The organism is uncultured Imperialibacter sp., assembly GCF_963974565.1.
Classification (GTDB): Bacteria; Bacteroidota; Bacteroidia; order Cytophagales; family Cyclobacteriaceae; genus Imperialibacter; species Imperialibacter roseus.
The window spans coordinates 220,900-236,255 of sequence record NZ_CAXBCJ010000003.1 but is presented as its reverse complement, the minus strand read 5'-3'; the positions used below and the strand labels follow the sequence as shown (position 1 = coordinate 236,255).

At 47.4% G+C, this 15,356-nt stretch carries 12 protein-coding genes; 5 read left to right on the top strand and 7 right to left on the bottom strand.

Annotated elements, in window-relative coordinates; genetic code table 11:
• Positions 1 to 12: 12 nt before the first annotated feature.
• Positions 13 to 2,379, top strand: a complete 2,367-nt coding sequence (locus tag AAC052_RS05990; protein WP_339811697.1) for a response regulator — start codon at positions 13 to 15, stop codon at positions 2,377 to 2,379.
• 152 nt (positions 2,380 to 2,531) lie between these two features.
• On the opposite strand, the gene hemE is transcribed toward AAC052_RS05990, so the two are convergent.
• Positions 2,532 to 3,563: a uroporphyrinogen decarboxylase gene (gene hemE / locus AAC052_RS05985; RefSeq protein ID WP_339811695.1), complete on the bottom strand. Its 1,032-nt coding sequence runs from the start codon at positions 3,561 to 3,563 to the stop codon at positions 2,532 to 2,534.
• A 124-nt stretch (positions 3,564 to 3,687) separates the two neighbouring features.
• Between hemE and sdaAA the strand changes: the two genes are divergently transcribed.
• Entirely contained in the window at positions 3,688 to 4,593 is a 906-nt protein-coding gene (gene sdaAA / locus AAC052_RS05980) for an L-serine ammonia-lyase, iron-sulfur-dependent, subunit alpha (RefSeq protein ID WP_339811693.1), read from the top strand.
• Between the two features lie 2 nt (positions 4,594 to 4,595).
• Here the strand turns inward: sdaAA and AAC052_RS05975 are convergent, their stop codons facing one another.
• On the bottom strand, positions 4,596 to 5,810 hold the full coding sequence (locus AAC052_RS05975; RefSeq protein WP_339811691.1) for a TCR/Tet family MFS transporter: 1,215 nt from the start codon (positions 5,808 to 5,810) through the stop codon (positions 4,596 to 4,598).
• Between the two features lie 132 nt (positions 5,811 to 5,942).
• Between AAC052_RS05975 and AAC052_RS05970 the strand changes: the two genes are divergently transcribed.
• Together AAC052_RS05970 and AAC052_RS05965 are read left to right on the top strand one after the other, a co-directional pair.
• A complete protein-coding gene (locus AAC052_RS05970; protein WP_339811690.1) occupies positions 5,943 to 6,695 on the top strand; it encodes a sterol desaturase family protein in 753 nt (250 codons plus the stop codon).
• 218 nt (positions 6,696 to 6,913) lie between these two features.
• Complete coding sequence (locus AAC052_RS05965) at positions 6,914 to 7,666, top strand: hypothetical protein (RefSeq protein WP_151998155.1); 753 nt, start codon at positions 6,914 to 6,916, stop codon at positions 7,664 to 7,666.
• A gap of 47 nt (positions 7,667 to 7,713) precedes the next feature.
• On the opposite strand, the gene AAC052_RS05960 is transcribed toward AAC052_RS05965, so the two are convergent.
• Together AAC052_RS05960 and AAC052_RS05955 are read right to left on the bottom strand one after the other, a co-directional pair.
• Positions 7,714 to 8,298, bottom strand: coding sequence for a class I SAM-dependent methyltransferase (locus AAC052_RS05960; RefSeq protein ID WP_317488471.1), 585 nt, complete (start codon positions 8,296 to 8,298; stop codon positions 7,714 to 7,716).
• Between the two features lie 111 nt (positions 8,299 to 8,409).
• On the bottom strand, positions 8,410 to 9,609 hold the full coding sequence (locus tag AAC052_RS05955; RefSeq protein WP_317488472.1) for a 2-isopropylmalate synthase: 1,200 nt from the start codon (positions 9,607 to 9,609) through the stop codon (positions 8,410 to 8,412).
• A 194-nt stretch (positions 9,610 to 9,803) separates the two neighbouring features.
• Between AAC052_RS05955 and AAC052_RS05950 the strand changes: the two genes are divergently transcribed.
• Positions 9,804 to 11,351 (top strand): hypothetical protein, encoded by a 1,548-nt coding sequence (locus AAC052_RS05950; protein ID WP_339811687.1) that lies wholly within the window; start codon positions 9,804 to 9,806, stop codon positions 11,349 to 11,351.
• On the opposite strand, the gene AAC052_RS05945 is transcribed toward AAC052_RS05950, so the two are convergent.
• From AAC052_RS05945 to AAC052_RS05935, 3 genes are all read right to left on the bottom strand, one after another.
• On the bottom strand, positions 11,348 to 12,034 hold the full coding sequence (locus AAC052_RS05945; protein WP_339811685.1) for a hypothetical protein: 687 nt from the start codon (positions 12,032 to 12,034) through the stop codon (positions 11,348 to 11,350). The two genes, AAC052_RS05950 and AAC052_RS05945, sit on opposite strands and share 4 nt — an antisense overlap.
• Positions 12,035 to 12,165: 131 nt before the next feature.
• Positions 12,166 to 14,094, bottom strand: a complete 1,929-nt coding sequence (dnaK, locus tag AAC052_RS05940) for a molecular chaperone DnaK (protein WP_317488475.1) — start codon at positions 14,092 to 14,094, stop codon at positions 12,166 to 12,168.
• A gap of 108 nt (positions 14,095 to 14,202) precedes the next feature.
• A complete protein-coding gene (locus tag AAC052_RS05935; RefSeq protein WP_339811682.1) occupies positions 14,203 to 15,345 on the bottom strand; it encodes a nitrilase-related carbon-nitrogen hydrolase in 1,143 nt (380 codons plus the stop codon).
• Between the last annotated feature and the right edge of the window lie 11 nt (positions 15,346 to 15,356).

Here is a 15,356-nt window from a genome sequence, read left to right as displayed (position 1 = left end):
TAAGGGGCTAAGATGTCGAGATTTTTATTTTTTGTTGGAGTCCTCACCACTTTTATTTCATTTTCCCTGCACGCAGATGCTGAAAAACCAACAGCAACGAAGGGGACATTGGACTTGAGGGGCTGGGATTTTTTGCGGGATGGCCCAATAAAGCTGGATGGAGAATGGGGCTTTTACTGGGAAGAATTGCTCGTACCAGAAGGTGCTGAATTAGCCAAAAAACCTCCTCACTACTTTCAGTTTCCCAGGATTTGGAACAATGCGGAGGTAGACGGTATCGAACTAAGCAGAGCAGGTTACGCCACCTACTCTCTTACTGTTCTTTTGCCCAAAGACCATCCACCCTTGCTCATGTGGGTAGAAGACTTTTTCACCAGCTACCAGCTATTCATCAACGGCGAGGTGTTTTCAAAAAACGGCATTGTTGGAAAAACCAAAGAAGAATCGCAACCTCAGGCTTATCCAAAAACAAAGCCGCTGAGAGAAAAGGCAGATACACTTCACCTGGTGCTTCAAGTCTCCAATTTTGTTCATCGAAAAGGCGGAAGCTCTCAAAGCATTACCCTTGGGGAGGAAATGCAATTGGCCCGAGCCAAAGAAGTCGAGCTGGCTTACGACTGGATTCTGGCAGGTGCCATGTTTATGGGGGGCTTTTTCTTCTTTGGTCTCTACCTGTTTGGGCGGCACGACAAGCCCATGCTTTACTTTGCCCTGTTTTGCCTGGTATACGCCTACAGAAATATCGGCTCGGATATTTATGCTATCAACTCAGTATGGGAAATGCCGTTTTCGCTATTGCTAAGGCTCGAACACCTCAGTGTATTTATGGGTCTTTATTTCTTTACCCGTTACATCGTCAGCCTGTATCCCGAAGAAATATACAAGCCCATTTTTTCAGTCTTTTTTTGGGTCACTTTGGGGATCAGCTTCCTGACTGCCGTGGGGCCGATATTACTGTTTACTTCTATCCTTCCCTACTATCTCTATGTTCTTCTGCTGGCTATTTGCTACGGAGTATACATAGTGGTGATGGCTGTCATACACAAGAGGCCGGCGGCTGTGTATGCACTTGTGGCAAAACTGATCGTTTTTGCAATTGTGGGCTATAATGTACTGGTGTATTTTGACCTGACACCGAGAATTGTCCTGTTTAATTTCATAGCCCACATCCTCTTCTTCTTTTGTCAGGGCCTTATCCTGTCATTTCGGTTTGCCCAAAATCTTAAGGAAGCCAAAGAGCAAGCGGAAAAGGCCTCCAGAGCCCGCACAGAGTTCCTTTCGACCATGTCTCACGAAATGAGAACGCCATTGAACGCTGTGTTGGGCATGACCAACTTTTTGATCGGGGACAAGCCGAAGCAGACACAAAAGGAAAGCCTGAATACACTTAAGTTTTCAGCGGAGCGACTCATGAACCTGATCACAGAGCTGCTTGATTTTAGCAAAATCGACTCTGGCCAAATCGACTTTTCTACGGAAAAAATATCCCTTAAAGAATTCCTTCAATCGGTTTACACCTCCTTTGAAAAAACTGCTAAACAGAAGCGGCTCGACTTTCAACTTCAAATAGCGGAGGATATCCCCGACGACATTCTATGCGACAAAGCCCGGCTGTCGCAGGTGTTGGTCAACCTTTTAGACAATGCGTTTAAGTTTACCCCGTCGGGCTTTGTCCATCTTAAGGTTTCGCTGGAGGAAAAAGAAAGCGACAGCGTCAAGTTGCTATTTGAGGTGATTGATAGTGGCATTGGCATAAAAGAGAGTCAGAGTGAAATGATTTTTGAAAGCTTTTCGCAGGGCAACGCTTCCACCACCCGGGAGTACGGAGGAACAGGGCTTGGCCTCAGCATCATCAGGCGGCTGCTGAGGCTCCAAGGCTCCGATATTCAGTTTGTTAGCACACCTGGCGAAGGTTCCCGCTTCTACTTCAGCCAATGGTTTGGCCTGGTGAAAACGGCAGAAAAATCCCCCGCCCCCGTGGCTCCAAAGGTGATCGACAGAAACATTGTGGAGCGCAAAAAAATATTAGTGGTGGAAGACAACAAGGTGAATGTGCTGGTCATCAAAAAATTTCTGCAAAAGTGGGGAGCCAACATAGAAATTGCTGGCAATGGCCAGATAGCCGTTGAAAAACACGCAGCCACGCCTTTTGATATTATCCTGATGGATCTTCAGATGCCAGTTATGGATGGTTACAAGGCCACCGAAAAAATCAGGGAAACAGATGCGAAAACGCCCATTATCGCCATTACCGCCGCCATCCCCTCAGACATCCGGGATCAGATTTTCACTGTTGGCATGAACGACATTGTTACCAAGCCCTTTGTGCCTGAGGACCTTCATGAGAAGCTCATCAAGTACTTATCGCTGGCGAGTTAAATATCATTAAGTTAAGAGGTTCGCTCTCCCAATTCTATTTTTACCCCTGACCCTAAAGGGCGACGAACGATCATTAGTATGCCCTTTAGGGGTGCCCGGCTTAGGGAACAAAAAGGGTAAAATACTCTTAACTTAACGACACAGCTGGCAAGCTAGCCGTGCCTGTACTCCTTCACTGTTTCAATAAAACACTTCACCTTCTCAGGGTCGGTATCGGGATAAACGCCGTGACCCAGGTTGGCGATATGACGCTGAGGCCCAAAGGCCTTTAACATGCCTTTTGTAGCCTTCTCTATCTCTGCAAAGCTCCCGTAGAGGGCACAGGGGTCGAGGTTGCCTTGCAGTGTTTTGCTGGCTCCCACTTTTGCCCTCGACTCGGCCACGTCCATGTTCCAGTCGAGGCCGACGGTAGCGCAAGGCAGTTGACCAATCTCTTCAAGCGCAAAAAAGGCTCCCTTGGCAAAAACTGTGACCGGCACCTCCGGAATAGCCTCGCATATTTTCCTGATATAGGCGAGGGAGAATTCTCTGTAATGCTGAGGCGGCAATACGCCTGCCCATGAGTCGAAAATCTGCAACATGTGGGCACCAGCTTTTACCTGCGCCTTCATGTAGCTGATGGTGCTTTGTGTGATTTTTTCCAACGCCTTGTGCGCCAGGGCCGGTTCGGTGTACAAAAAGCCCCTGGCTTTTGAGAACGTTTTGCTGCCAGACCCTTCCACCATATAAGAAAAAAGTGTCCATGGGGCTCCGGCGAACCCTATCAGGGGTACTCTGCCTGCCAGCTCTTTATTGGTAAGCTTGATGGCCTCTATCACATAGCCCAAATCGGTTTCTCCGTCGGCGATGCGCAATTCGTCTATATCTTTCTCAGTCTTTATTGTTTTGGGAAATGTTGGCCCTCTCTTCTCCACCATTTCGTAAGGGCAGCCCATGGCCTCGGGTATCACCAAAATGTCGGAAAAGATAATGGCAGCGTCTACTCCCAGAATGTCTACCGGTTGCACTGTCACTTCTGCAGCAAACTGCGGTGTTTTTACCAATTCAATGAATCCGTTCAGGCTGTTTCGCACGGCACGGTATTCAGGCAAAATTCTTCCTGCCTGTCGCATCATCCATACCGGGGTTCTCTCCGTTTTCTCTCCTCTGGCAGCCCGGAGGATCAGGTCGTTCTTCAATTGCATGCGGCAAAGTTAGTCAGGCTTTGCATATTTCCATTCAGATTTTATCAAGACAAATAGACACCTGGTGGCAAAACGTTTCCCGGTTCCTTTTTCGTTATCTTTGTTGAACAACAAATGACCCATTATGAGTATCTTATTTGAAAGCTTCGCCAGCTGGAAGAAGGATTGCCAGGACAGAAGCATAAAGCTCTATGAGCCTGTCATCGAATACGAAATCCAGCAAAAGAATAAAACGGAAGAGGAAATATGGGATGGCCTTCAAAAAGCCTATGAGGTGATGAAGGAGGCCGTTCAAACCGGGCTCACTGAGAATATGACCTCCCGCTCAGGGATGATCAACAACGGAGCAAAAAAAGTATACAATAACCCCATCACTGTCCTGTCGAAGGAATTTCAAGTGCTGATTTCACGGGCCCTGGCCGCCAAAGAGGTCAATTCTTGTATGGGCCGGGTAGTCGCAGCACCTACCGCCGGGGCTTCTGGCATCCTGCCCGGAACGCTTGTCACTCTACAGGAGCTTCACCAGCTCGATGATCGGAAAATTTTAGAAGGCCTGTTAGTCGGGGCAGGCATTGCCTTGATCATGGAGCAGAAGGCCTCCATTTCCGGCGCAGTAGGTGGGTGCCAGGCGGAGACAGGCAGTGCCGGGGCCATGGCTGCCGGGGCGATCGTTTATTGCCTTGGAGGCAGCATTGACCAGGTTTTCAACGCTGTGGCCATCACTGTTCAGTGCATGCTCGGCCTTGTGTGCGACCCCGTGGCAGGGCTGGTAGAAGTACCCTGCGTGGTGCGCAATGCCAGCGCAGCCGCTATCGCCAACTCCTCGGCCCAAATCGCTATTTCCGACGTAAGCAGCGTTATTCCTGTGGACGAGTGTGTAGAGGCCATGGGTGAAATAGGCCAGGCGATGGAAAGCCGTTATAAGGAAACAGCTGAAGGTGGGCTTGCTACCACACCTACCGGACGATCAATAGCCAAAAAGGTTCTCATCCATGATATTGAAATCCTGGATGACGATGCTGACAGTTGAGATCAGGAATTTCTTTTGTTGAACGACGGGATTGCCAAAAAAACTGCCACGACCGTGATAAGGGCAGCAGCCAGAAAGGCTGCTCCAGGGAAATAAACGATGGGATTTTCTCCAGTGAAATAGGCAAAGAGGTTGGTCATCAATGGAGGCCCGATGATGGACGTCACGCTGGTCATGCTGGTCAATGCCCCCTGCAATTCCCCTTGTTCGTTGGATGGCACCTGCGCCGATATAAGACTTTGCAGCGAAGGGCCAGCAAAACCACCTAAGGCAAAGGGCACCATAATGGCGAACATCATCCAGCCTTGCGACGCAAATGCAAAAAGAACAAATCCGAAAATATAAAAAAACATGCCAACGAACACGGCATTCCACTGCCCGATTTTCGGCACCACAATGCGGATAAGTCCTCCCTGGACTATAGCAACAGTTAAGCCGACAAAGCCGAGCGAATAGCCTACCCAGGCCTCATTCCAGCCAAACTTCAGCATAGTGAAGTAAGCCCAGGTGCTTTGGTTCACATGGCCCCCCAGGTAAATGAAAAAGAAAGCTCCCACCAGGCCTAGTACCTTAGGGTATTTTTGCAAGGCTTTGAGCGACCCCAGCGGATTGGCCCGACGGATACTGAAAGCCCGCCTTTTATCGGCTGGCAACGACTCAGGAAGCACGAAGTAGCCATACAACCAGTTGAGCAACGCCAATGCGGCAGCGGCAAAGAAGGGCACTCTTGAGCCGTACTGACCTAGCAAGCCTCCAATCACGGGGCCAATAATAAAGCCAAGGCCGAATGCAGCCCCTATGATTCCGAAGTTCTGTGCTCTTTTTTCCGGCGTGCTTATGTCGGCGATGTAGGCCGATGCCGTTGTGAAGCTGGCGCCGGTTACTCCCGCCAGCAGGCGACCAACAAATAGCCACCAAATATTGGGTGCAAAAGCCAGCAACAAGTAGTCGAGCCCAAAGCCAAACAGGGAGGCCAGCAACACCGGGCGGCGGCCAAACCGGTCGCTCAGCCCGCCCAGCACCGGAGCAAACAAAAACTGCATGCCGGCATAAGCAAACAGCAACCAGCCGCCATACTGCGCCGCCTGACTGAGGTCGCCGTTGATAAGCTCTTTGATAAGGCTCGGAAGCACCGGTATGATGATACCCAGCCCGGTAACGTCTATAAGAAGTGTGATGAAAATGAAGCCGAGGGCGGCCGGGCGTTTTTCAGACATGAGGAGAAAATTACAAGGCCGAAAGGTACGAAATAAGCGGATAGTCCAAACCGCTTTTGTTGACGCATTATACAAAAGATAGGCAAGGTTCTTTGGCCTCTAAATAGTATTTTAGGGGAAATATTGATACTAATGGATCAAAGGTTCTATATCCTTCTTTTCATTATTTTTCTCCGCTATGCCCTGATCGCTGGACTTGCCTTTTTCATTTTTTACAGGATCCTTAAGAGTAAATGGGCGAAAAGAAAAATTCAGCAGGTCTTTCCAAAAAAAAATGACTACCTGCGTGAGATAGGCTATAGTCTGCTAACAGTCTTTATTTTCTGGATCGTGGCACTCAGCACATTCACTCCATTTATCAAGCCCTACACCAAACAATACACCGAAATTGCGGACTATGGCTGGGGGTATTTTGCCTTCAGCATCGTGCTGATGCTCCTCATTCACGATGCCTATTTTTACCTGATTCATCGGGTAATGCACCACCCTAAGCTATTCAATGCATTGCACAAGGTTCATCACCTTTCGACCAATCCCTCGCCATGGGCTGCGCTAGCGTTCCAGCCAGCAGAAGCAGTTATAGAAGCATGCGTTATATATGTCATTGTTTTCTCCATTCCAACACAAAGGTCAGCCGTCTTGATTTGGCTGGCACTGATGATGCTCTATAACGTTTACGGGCATCTTGGCTATGAACTCTACCCAAAAAACTTCCAACGAACGTGGCTGGGCAAGTGGTTCAACACGTCAGTGAACCACAATCAACACCACAAATACTTTAAAGGTAACTATGGCCTGTATTTCCTGTGGTGGGACAAGCTTTTCGGCACCCTTCGCAAAGACTATGATGAAGAATTTGATCGGGTAAAATCTTTGGCCAAATAGATTTCCAATGGAACATTTCTATGACGGAAAGTAGAGGAATACCAGTGTTACCTTATTTTTTGCTAAATTTGACCATATTGGATTGCTATCCGCCCCTGGAACTTCGTTGGCACAGTTAAATAACTCCCTGATTTAAAAATATTTAAGGGCCAACTTCATTAGCGAATTTATCTTTTACATACTTTTGCCTCGCAATTTTAAAAATGCACCAAACTATTATGAAAAATCAATTGGCAGTGTTGGTTATTGTTACCTCACTCATGGCTTCTTGTGGCCTTAAACAGGAAAATGAAACACTTGTGGCAAAGATTGACTCCCTTAACACGGAGCTCGCTTTCCAGCGTCAAATGTCGGCGGTTCTTGAAAACGTCGGCGTGTTACTCGATTCGATCGATCAAAACAGGAATGCGCTTAAGGTGAACATGGAAATGGGCACTACTTACGATGACTTTAACACTCGTTTGAGTGAATTGAATCAGTACGTAAAGGACTCTGAAAAGAAAATCGACGAAATGGAGAAGAGTCTTGCTAAGTCGAATTCTTCAAACAAAACATACGCAAACTCTATCGCAAGGTTGAAGAAGCAGTTGGAAGACAAAACGGCTCAAATAGCTCAGTTGGAAGCAACAGTTGCTGAATACAAAGAGAAGAATGAGCAGTTGGGCACTTTGGTTGAGCTTCAAAACACTGAGTTGGAAGACAAAGCGCTGCAAATTGAAGCTAAGCGTCAGGAGTTGACCATGCTGGAAACCAGAATCACTGAACTGCTCACTCAGTCTAAAGTCTCACAGGCCGACTCTTACTTTATGAGAGCTCAGGCAGCGGAAGAGGCAGCCCGTCGTACGCAGCTTGCTCCCAAGAAAAAGAAGGAGTCTTACAAAGAGGCGCTCGACTTATACCAGAAAGCGTTCGACCTTGGCCGTGAAGACGCCAAGCCAAAAATTGAAGAAATAAGCAAAAGACTTAAGTAATTATTAAGAGGCCTTCAAATTTGAAGGCCTCTCTTTTTTTGTCTCCCCTATCCCGCCTTTTTCGTTGCTACAACTATCCCTGTTGACCAAGCCTGCTTTGTCAGTAGCAAGCTTTCATTTTTTTCCAGCTCTTCCACCAGTCGAAGCGCTTTCTCATGATGACCTTCAGGCCAGTTAGGCTGAGGCAGCATGTCGTCGATGATATAGAGCCCTCCTGGTTTGAGCATCGCCAACACGTCCTCCAGCATTAAATACTTCCCATGCCACGTATCAGCAAAGATGTAGTCGAATCGCAGGCTACTGTTGGCTAACAACCACTCCTCGCCATCGGCGCACACAAGCTGTAGCCGGGGATCATGGTCCAAAAAATCGGCAGCGATACCCAGAAATGTCTCGTTATTGTCGACCGAAATCAGGGACGACTTTTGATCCATGCCGCTCAATATCCACGAGGTGGAAAGCCCTGTGCCAGTACCCAGCTCCAAAAAGCTGCCCTGCGGTTTTGAGGCGGCAAGAGTTCGCAGCAGGGAACCTGTCAAAGGGTCAGAGGCCATTGTGAAGCCAGCTTTCTCAGTGGCCACAGCAATTCCACGATACGCAGGTGGTATCGCTTGTTTGATCTCGTCGGTCATAGGGGTAACGTTTACAGAAGTCTCCTGTATTAAAAATTTGTTCGTATTGACTTAAGAATTCTGAAGTGTTCGGGAAATCAACATCCGATGCTTCAAAGGCTCCCGCCTGGTTTATAGCACGTCCTTGCCTTTTCCAGTTTTGGTGCTCAACAAAGCTTCCACCTCATCAATCTTCACCAATTCAAACAAATCCTCATCTTCGATTTGCTTTTTGCGGTCGGCCATTTCAAGGAAGTGCATGTAAATCACTTCCATTTCGTCTTTGTCGAACTTGTACCCAAGCACCTGAAGCCGGTGCGTAAGCGCAGCCCTGCCACTGCGGGCAGTAAGAAGGATCAATGACGAAGGAACACCAACATCCTCCGGATCGATGATTTCGTAGTTCTCTCTGTGCTTGAGGAAGCCGTCCTGGTGAATACCCGATGAGTGTGAAAAAGCATTTTTGCCCACAATCGCCTTGTTAGGCTGCACCGGCATATTCATCATGTGCGACACCATTTTGCTCATCGCATAAATGCCTTTGGTGTTGATATTGGTTTCCAGGTTCAGGTATGGGTGCGACTTCAATGTCATCACCACCTCTTCCAAAGAAGTGTTGCCAGCTCTTTCTCCAATACCGTTGATAGTGACTTCCACCTGACGGGCACCATTGGCCAAACCAGAAATTGAGTTAGCAGTGGCCATACCAAGGTCGTTGTGGCAGTGCACCGAGATAATGGCCTTATCGATATTGGGCACGTTGTCGTACAAATACTTGATGCGCTCACCAAACTGCCATGGCAATGTGTATCCGGTAGTGTCGGGAATATTGACTACTGTGGCACCGGCGGCAATCACGCCTTCTACCATCAATGCAAGAAACTCAAGGTCGGCACGGCCGGCATCTTCACAGAAAAATTCCACGTCGTCGACAAAGCGGCGGGCGTATTTTACAGCAGAAATGCCCTGCTCAAGCACCTTCTCACGAGTCGACTTAAGCTTATGTTGAATGTGGATATCGGAAGATCCGATGCCCGTATGGATTCTTTTTCTTTTGGCTAAATGGAGGGCCTGAGCCGCACAATCAATGTCAACCACTTTGGCCCTGGTAAGCGCACAAACCACCGGCTCAGTCACATTCCTGGAGATTTCTACTACAGAGTTAAAATCTCCAGGGCTTGACACTGGAAAACCAGCCTCAATTACGTCAACGCCGAGGGCCTCGAGTTGCTTGGCAACAATTACTTTTTCTTCAGTATTCAATTGACAGCCGGGAACCTGTTCGCCGTCTCTAAGGGTAGTGTCGAAAATGTAGACTCGATCTTTGCTCATACTAAGGTGTGTATTTTCTTAACAAGAATCCCATTTCTGGTATTCGATAATTGATTCTATGTAACAAATCTACTGTAACTGAAGGTCTGCCAAAGCCTAAAATTCAAAATCACTACGACAGCCAAAAGCATCTATTTGACAATAAAAAGGCTCAAATTGCAAATTAACGGCTATATTGCCATGCAGACAATACAATGGCCAAACAAGAAACAGATCCCTTATTCCAGCTGATTAAGTCGCTCACCAAGGCTGAGAAGCGCAATTTCAAGCTGTATGCCAGGCGCATCAACGGCAAGGAGGACAGTAAGTTCATCACTCTTTTCGACGTGATGGACGATGTTGATGTTTATGACGAAAAGGTGATCCTTAAAAAGGCTCCATCATTGATTCCTCAGCAACTTTCCAACCTGAAAAGTCATTTGTACGGGCAAGTGCTGAAAAGCCTCCGGCTTATCCATATCAACTACGACTACCCTATTGAAGTGCGGGAGCAAATTGACTATGCGAGGGTGCTGTATAACAAAGGACTCTATAAGCAAAGTCTCCGGATTCTCGACAAGCTGAAACAGAAGGCCGCTGAAAACAATGAAGAGATTCTGCAGCTGGAGATTATCGACTTCGAAAAGCTAATTGAAGGGCAGTACATCACCCGAAGCATTGGCAACAGAGCAGAGGAGCTGGTGAATGAGTCGAGGCATGTAACCAAAATAATTGCCAAAACACAAGAGCTGTCGAACCTGTCCATTTCCCTTTACAGCCTTTACATCAAGCTGGGCTATGTGCGAAATGAAGAAGACTATAGGGTTGTGCAGCATTATTTTAAGAGGAACCTGCCTGACTACGAGTATGATAGCCTCAGCTTCAACGAGAAGGTGTACCTATGCCAGTCGATGGTTTGGTACTACTACATCGTGCAGGATTTTGTGAAGTGCTACCGCTATGCCGACCGCTGGGTGGAACTTTTCAAAAGCCATCCGGCGATGATCAAAAGGAAGCCCGACCTGTACATCAAAGGACTACACAATCTCCTGGCGGCACTCTTTAATATTCAGCATTATCCTAAGTTTGCAGAAAACCTTCTGGTGCTGGAAGAACTAAAGAATTCAACGCTTTTCTCTCAGAATGAGAACATTCAAAGCTTGCTTTCCTTCTACTACTACAACGACAAGATCAACCTGTTCTTTATGGAGGGGCGGTTTACGGACGGTGTGGTCATTGTTCCTGAATTGCTGGAAATCATTGATAAGTTTGAAAACAAAATCGATTCACACAGGGTACTGCTTTTCTACTACAAAATCGCCTGCCTCTATTTTGGCAGCGACGACAATAAAAACGCCGTCAAATACCTCAACAAAATCATTAACCTCAAAGATGTTAGTCTTAGAGAAGACATTCATTGCTTCGCACGCATACTGAACCTGATTGCCCACTACGAAATGGGCAACAGCGATTTGCTGGAATACCAAATCAAGTCGGTGTATCGGTTTTTAGTGAAAATGGATAACCTCCAGGGGGTACAAAAGGAGATCATCAAATGGCTGCGAAAAGTACCGGGCATGCTGCCTGAAAACATAAAAAAGGAGTTCCAGGCACTGAAGGAAAGGCTGGAAGAAACACTGAAACAGCCCTTTGAACTCCGAGCCTTCCTTTATCTCGACATTATTTCGTGGCTTGAAAGTAAGATCGATGGCGTGCCGGTTCAGCTGGTGATCAGGAGGAAGTTTGAGGAGAGAAATGGTTAGCTCTCAGGCAGTTTTTGCTTTTTCCGAAGTCCGAACACATAGCCCACGTTGATTTGAACAACGGGATATCGGCCCTTTCTGAAATTTTCAAGATACTCTCTGTTCTCTTCCCAGTTCTGATGGTTATTATCCCAATCATTGTATCGCCAATATGCGGGGTTGCTGGTGATTTTATTTGTATTGAATGTGTTGAAATAGTGCCGATAGCCCACAAGGGTGGTTAATGTTACCCGTTTAAAGACTGTAATTTTGGCTCCGAAGTTTACTTCGGGCCCTATCATCAGGCCTTTCATTTGCAGAGAGTCGGTGGGCACGGATGCACCTTGCCGAATAGCCAGCTTTCCAGCTTCAAGGTTGAGGTTGGCTGTTGCGAAAGCCTGCATCCAACGAACCTCCGTAGGCATGTAGAATCTGTGGCCAAGGTCAAGCCGGTAGCCTTTATAATTTCCATTTCTAAAAAAGAGCTCCCATAACTCCCCACCTTTGTAACCAGCAGTTGCTATCCAGCTTCTTTTTGGTGTTACGTACAGCTCCGACTGCAGGTAGTAATTTTCGAAAGTTCGAATGAACGGGTGCAGAGGAGCTGCCACCTCTATTCTTTGGTATGCTTCCTGCCCGTTTGCGAAAAAACTCATGCAAACAAAAAAGGAAGTCGCCAGCGCAAAAATTTTACTTGCTCTCATCTGAAAAAATATGAATCAATAACGAAAGTAAGTGAAAAATGCACCCTTTTCTAGAATCGTGTAAAAATAAAACACAAAAAAGCCCCTCAGTTTCCTGAGAGGCTTCGTGATCTATGATGTAGGGCAAACGACTATTTTTTGGTATCGTCTACCTCTTCGTATTCTACGTCAGACACATCACTGTCTGCTTTTGCCTCACCTCCGGCTGCTCCGTTAGCTTGCTGTCCCGGATCTGCACCTGGCTGCCCACCTTCAGTAGAAGCATACATTTCCTGCGAGGCTGCTGCCCATGCCTGGTTCAAAGCCTCAGTGGCAGTATCTATACCTGCAATATCCTGAGCCTTATGAGCTGTCTTCAGATTTTCAAGGGCCGCTTCAATAGCGGTCTTGTTACCTTCAGAAAGCTTCTCACCATACTCCTTCAGCTGCTTCTCGGTCTGGAAGATCATAGAGTCAGCGCCATTCAGCTTATCTATTTTTTCTCTTTCAGCCTGATCAGAATCTGCGTTGGCTTTTGCTTCGGCTTTCATCTTTTCGATTTCAGCATCAGTCAATCCAGAAGAAGCTTCAATCCTGATCTTCTGCTCCTTACCAGTTCCTTTGTCTTTTGCAGACACGTTAAGAATACCGTTGGCATCTATGTCGAATGTTACTTCGATCTGTGGCACACCACGTGGTGCTGGTGGAATGCTGTCGAGGTGGAAACGACCGATGGTGCGGTTGTCTCTCGCCATTGAGCGCTCACCCTGCAAAATGTGTATCTCTACTGATGGCTGGTTATCAGACGCCGTTGAGAACACCTCCGACTTCCTTGAAGGGATCGTTGTGTTCGACTCAATCAGCTTGGTCATCACGCCACCCATCGTTTCAATACCCAATGAAAGTGGAGTTACGTCAAGCAGAAGCACGTCTTTTACTTCTCCAGTCAACACACCACCCTGAATGGCTGCTCCTACGGCCACTACTTCGTCAGGGTTAACACCTTTAGAAGGCTTTTTGCCAAAGAACTTCTCTACCTCTTCCTGAATTCTTGGAATACGGGTAGAACCCCCTACCAGAATTACCTCATCAATATCTGTAGGATTCAGGCCAGCATCTTTCAATGCTTTGCGGCAAGGCTCCAGCGTACGCTGCACCAGGCTGTCGGTCAATTGTTCAAACTTAGAGCGAGAAAGAGTTCTCACAAGGTGCTTGGGTATGCCGTCAACTGGCATGATATAGGGCAAGTTGATTTCGGTGCTAGCAGAGCTTGAAAGCTCAATTTTAGCTTTTTCAGCTGCTTCTTTCAAACGCTGTAGCGCCATTGGATCCTTGCGGAGGTCGATGTTCTCGTCCTTCTTAAACTCTTCAGCCAGCCAGTCGATGATCAATGAGTCAAAGTCGTCGCCACCCAGGTGAACATCACCATTGGTAGATTTCACTTCGAACACACCATCGCCAAGTTCAAGCACAGAAATATCGAATGTACCACCACCAAGGTCATACACCGCAATGGTCATGTCCTTGTTTTTCTTATCAAGACCATAAGCCAGCGCAGCGGCAGTAGGCTCGTTGATAATTCTTTTCACATCAAGACCTGCGATCTGTCCGGCTTCTTTGGTAGCCTGACGCTCCGCATCGTTGAAGTAGGCAGGCACAGTGATTACCGCTTCTTTCACTTCAGTACCCAGGTAATCCTCAGCTGTAGACTTCATTTTCTGAAGAATCATTGCTGAAAGCTCTTGCGGAGTATAGTTACGATCACCAATTTTCACCCTTACAGTGTCATTGCTGCCTGATTCAAGACCGTATGATACATTTTTACGCTCGGCAGTTACTTCCGAGTATTTCTTACCCATGAAGCGCTTGACAGAGCTAACTGTATTTTGTGGGTTGGTGATGGCCTGACGTTTAGCAGGATCGCCAACTTTGCGCTCGCCCTTGCCGTTGTCCAGGAAGGCTACAATTGAAGGGGTTGTCCTTCTTCCTTCGCTGTTAGGAATCACCACCGGCTCATTCCCTTCCATTACAGCGACGCAGGAGTTAGTCGTTCCTAAGTCAATTCCAATAATTTTTCCCATGATTATGTATTTTATTCCTTTAAATTTTCAATCCGTACTCACTTAGCTAAACAAGGGTTGTGCCAAGTGGTTTTTAAGGGAATAGTTGTGACAAGATGTCAGAATTACCTAAAACTGCAGATTAACAATGGCAGCCCCATCTGCAGGAATTTCGATCATTTCGGGCTGGCCTTCAGACAGCACAAGGGGGTTTCCGTTGGTGCCAAGGTTCCATAGCTGGCCTCTCAGAAAAATGTTGAGCCCCGTTTGGATGCCAAATTCCGGTGCCCGACCGAGCATGCCATATTTCTGCCAGGCTTGACCTTCTGTCAGTGTGCCGATGTCATCGGGACTGACATTGGCAGGAGGCTGGCCTCCATTATATCCCTTCCATGGTTGGTTCCACACATTTTCCCCAGCCAAAAAAGAGGGCACCACCACAAAATCGACTTCCTTGTCGGCGATGACCCTATATGCATCATCATACCATGAATCCGCACAGATCAACGTCGCTACCTTCCCGGCCGACGTACCAACTACAGGCAGTTGGCTACTATTTCCGGCCACGATAAAAGCCGTTTCCTCGGATGTCAAAAAATTCTTCACTGTAAGGGGAGCCATCAACTTACCCGTTGCATCAAATGTGGCCGAAACGTTAATCAAGGGCCCTCTACCCACCCGCAGCACGCCAGCTTCTACCGATGGCGAAGGCAAAACAATGGATCCTGCCACCACCGTTGCCTTGTATTCAGCCGCCAGCCTGCTGAACACCTGCTGATAAGCCTCTGCCATTTCAACTGCCTTCAATGAAAAAAGAGCTGCCACAGCCCGATCCCTGGCATCCGACACAAAATAGTTGGTAAGGAAAGAAATCGGATGAGAGTACGCCGCAGTACTTAGTGCATCTTCAGTCTTTTCCACTGTATACACCGAGGCCTTTTCGCCGATGGCCGCCAGCCACGTGCCTATGTATTCAGGAAAGACTACCACCGTTGCTGACGTGAAGCAGCCATTTTTCTTTGCAATGGAAAGATAGCGGTTCAACTTAGCATAGAGCGCATCGGCCGATCGGTAGTCTGCCGGCACCATATAGGGCTGAATGCCAACGATATTGCCTTTGGTGTAGGTGCCCGCTTTGACAAAAACAGAGCGCTCCGATGTCATTTCAAAGTCGGCGTACGACCTATCGGACTGAATCCACAAATAGTAGCATCCACAAAGAACTGAAAAAACCAGCCCGGCACTGAGTAATAAATTTCTACCTTTGAGCATTATAAAAAACT

Bases quoted from the DNA above. Each gene is read 5' to 3' on its own strand.
- AAC052_RS05975 (WP_339811691.1), bottom strand. From the start codon at position 5,810: ATGTCTGAAAAACGCCCGGCCGCCCTCGGCTTCATTTTCATCACACTT.
- sdaAA (WP_339811693.1), top strand. From the start codon at position 3,688: ATGAGTATCTTATTTGAAAGCTTCGCCAGCTGGAAGAAGGATTGCCAG.
- AAC052_RS05990 (WP_339811697.1), top strand. From the start codon at position 13: ATGTCGAGATTTTTATTTTTTGTTGGAGTCCTCACCACTTTTATTTCA.
- AAC052_RS05935 (WP_339811682.1), bottom strand. From the start codon at position 15,345: ATGCTCAAAGGTAGAAATTTATTACTCAGTGCCGGGCTGGTTTTTTCA.
- AAC052_RS05950 (WP_339811687.1), top strand. From the start codon at position 9,804: ATGGCCAAACAAGAAACAGATCCCTTATTCCAGCTGATTAAGTCGCTC.
- dnaK (WP_317488475.1), bottom strand. From the start codon at position 14,094: ATGGGAAAAATTATTGGAATTGACTTAGGAACGACTAACTCCTGCGTC.
- AAC052_RS05970 (WP_339811690.1), top strand. From the start codon at position 5,943: ATGGATCAAAGGTTCTATATCCTTCTTTTCATTATTTTTCTCCGCTAT.
- hemE (WP_339811695.1), bottom strand. From the start codon at position 3,563: ATGCAATTGAAGAACGACCTGATCCTCCGGGCTGCCAGAGGAGAGAAA.
- AAC052_RS05945 (WP_339811685.1), bottom strand. From the start codon at position 12,034: ATGAGAGCAAGTAAAATTTTTGCGCTGGCGACTTCCTTTTTTGTTTGC.
- AAC052_RS05955 (WP_317488472.1), bottom strand. From the start codon at position 9,609: ATGAGCAAAGATCGAGTCTACATTTTCGACACTACCCTTAGAGACGGC.
- AAC052_RS05960 (WP_317488471.1), bottom strand. From the start codon at position 8,298: ATGACCGACGAGATCAAACAAGCGATACCACCTGCGTATCGTGGAATT.
- AAC052_RS05965 (WP_151998155.1), top strand. From the start codon at position 6,914: ATGAAAAATCAATTGGCAGTGTTGGTTATTGTTACCTCACTCATGGCT.